The following is a 2429-nucleotide window of genomic DNA, read 5'->3' as shown; positions in this document are numbered from 1 at the left end:
CGGCAGCAGGGTCAGATGCACGTAGCAGCTCTGGCCGCGCGGCAAGTCCTGGCGCAGCTGGCGGATGGCCTCGAAGAACGGCAGGCCCTCGATGTCGCCGACCGTGCCGCCGATCTCGACCAGCACGAAGTCGACGGCCTTCTGGCCCGTCTCGTCCATGGCGGGCGACAGGACGAAGTCCTTGATCTCGTTGGTGACGTGCGGAATCACCTGGACGGTCGCGCCCAGATAGTCGCCGCGGCGCTCCTTCTCGATGATCGTCTTGTAGATCTGGCCGGTCGTGATGTTGTCGGCCTTGTTGGCCGACACGCCGGTGAAGCGCTCGTAGTGGCCGAGATCGAGGTCGGTCTCGGCCCCGTCGTCGGTCACGAAGACCTCGCCGTGCTGATACGGGCTCATCGTGCCCGGATCGACGTTGAGATAGGGGTCGAGCTTCCGAAGACGGACCGTGTAGCCGCGCGCTTGCAGCAGCGCGCCGAGCGCCGCCGAGGCCAGACCCTTGCCAAGCGAGGAAACCACGCCGCCGGTGATGAAGATGTACCGCGTCATGGGCGATCAGATTACTCGTGATTCGACGACGCCGGTGAAAAGACCTGCGTTCATCAACAAGTTTCGACCCCCGGGGTGGCCCTCGGGGGTCGGACGAAAGCTTCCAGGGAAGCGATTAGGGCTTGGGCTGCTCGGCCGGCGGCGCCGCGACGGTGGGCGGCGCGGCCTCGGCCGCCGGCTTGGCCGGGGCCTTCGCGGGAGCCGCCGCCTTCTTCGCCGGTTGCTGGGCGGCCGGCGCCAGCAGCGAGGGTTGCGGCGCGGCCGGCGCGGGAACGTTCAGCTGCGGCGCGGGAGCCTGGATCGGTGCGGGCGCGGTCGAGGACGGAGCGACGTCGGCGGGAGCCGGAGCGGCCGGCGCGGCGTTCAAGGCCTTGGAATCGAGGTTCTGGATGTCCAGGCGATCCACCACCGAACCGCCGCTGTTCATGCGGCCCGTCAGGATCGTCAGCGTCAGGCTGATCAGGAGGAAGATCGAGAACAGGATCCAGGTGATGCGGGTCAAGAGGTCGCCGGCGCCGCGCGCGGTCATGAAGCTGGACGAACCGCCGCCCATGCCCAGCGCGCCGCCTTCGGAGCGCTGCAGCAGCACCACCCCGATCAAACCGAGGCAGACGACGATGTTGATGGCCAGCAGGACGCCGATGAGCATGACGAATGTGTTCTCGATCCGGGCGCGGTCAAACGCCGCGCGAAAAACGAAGCGGCCCCTCTACCACTAGAGGCGGCTCCGCGCCATAGCTGGGAAGCGCGCGCCGCGACGCAAGACCCGACCCGCCATCTCACACCAGACCATCGGACCGCATGATCCTCGAGACCGCCCGCCTGACTCTCGCTCCCTTGACGGTCGAAGACGCCCCGCGAGTCTATCCGTTCCTGAGCGACGCGGAGGTAATGTCCAACCTCGACCAGGAGCCCATCGAGGACCCCGACGAGGTCACGAGCCGGGTCGCCGCCCAGGTCGCCGAGATGGCCGCCGGCGACGCGGTCTATTGGGCGATCCGCCATACGAACAGCGGCCTCTTCCTGGGCTACTGCGAGTTCATCGACATCGACCGTCGCCACGACCGGGCGGAGATCCGCTTCGTGATCGCCCGCGACAACTGGGGCCGGGGCTTCGGCTACGAGGCGGTGAGCGCCCTTCTCGCCAACGCCGCCAGCAGCGGCCTGAAGAGCCTCGTCGCCAGCGTCCACATCGGCGACCAGGCCGAGCGCCTGCTCGAGAAGCTGGGCTTCAAGCCCGAGGGTTATCTGAAAGGTGCGGTCCATCGCGACGGCGAACGCCGCGATCGGCGGCTTTATGCGTTGGTTCTCTAGCGGCCGGAAACCCTCCCCCGCTGGGGGGAGGATTTGGGGTACGGCTCCGCCGCTTCACGCGGTTTCCCGCTGAAGGGATGGAAAGGGACGCGGAGCGCCGGACGTTCGTCCGGAGTGTGAGTAGTGAATACCGTTTCGACGAAGCCCGAACGCTCCGCGCGACCGTTATCCGCCAGCCTCCCGTCAGGTGGCCCTGTTCAGGCCTTACCGGGACCTGGGACCTCCCGTTTCCGAGAAACCCCAGCGGTCGGAGAGGACGAGCCAATCCAGGCTAAGACACATCCTCTTGCCTCCAACCACGCCGACGACGGGCGGGTCTGGCCAGCAACCAGATCCCCGGACCGTTCGAGTATCCCCCTCGAACCTGTCCCCGCTCGATCGCCCCCCGCCGCCGCAAATGATCGCTGGCCACGCGCCCTTTCCTCGCGACGAGGTGAGACAGAGCATAAGGCAGGTTTCGAAGGGGAGGATAAGTTCGCCCGAACGCCCGCGCCGTCCATCTCCCTCTCCCACGGGGAGAGGGCGGGGCCCATGCGAAGCATGGGAGGGTGAGGGACAAAGCCCTC

At 67.4% G+C, this 2429-nt stretch carries 3 protein-coding genes and 1 pseudogene; 2 read left to right on the top strand and 2 right to left on the bottom strand.

The window, feature by feature from the left end; genetic code table 11:
* Both VJ655_RS04560 and secG read right to left on the bottom strand, forming a co-directional pair.
* Positions 1-549 (bottom strand): CTP synthase (locus VJ655_RS04560; protein WP_324109882.1); only part of this gene is annotated, 549 nt, incomplete at its 3' end.
* A 115-nt stretch (positions 550-664) separates the two neighbouring features.
* Complete coding sequence (gene secG / locus VJ655_RS04555) at positions 665-1198, bottom strand: preprotein translocase subunit SecG (protein WP_324109881.1); 534 nt, start codon at positions 1196-1198, stop codon at positions 665-667.
* Between the two features lie 152 nt (positions 1199-1350).
* Between secG and VJ655_RS04550 the strand changes: the two genes are divergently transcribed.
* Positions 1351-1863: a GNAT family N-acetyltransferase gene (locus tag VJ655_RS04550; protein WP_324109880.1), complete on the top strand. Its 513-nt coding sequence runs from the start codon at positions 1351-1353 to the stop codon at positions 1861-1863.
* 123 nt (positions 1864-1986) lie between these two features.
* Positions 1987-2298, top strand: a pseudogene (locus tag VJ655_RS04545) (hypothetical protein); the annotation flags it as partial.
* Positions 2299-2429: the final 131 nt, after the last annotated feature.

The sequence above is a fragment of the Caulobacter sp. genome, assembly GCF_035254145.1.
In the GTDB taxonomy this organism is placed as follows: domain Bacteria; phylum Pseudomonadota; class Alphaproteobacteria; order Caulobacterales; family Caulobacteraceae; genus Caulobacter.
This window is presented reverse-complemented; position numbering and strand designations above follow the sequence as displayed.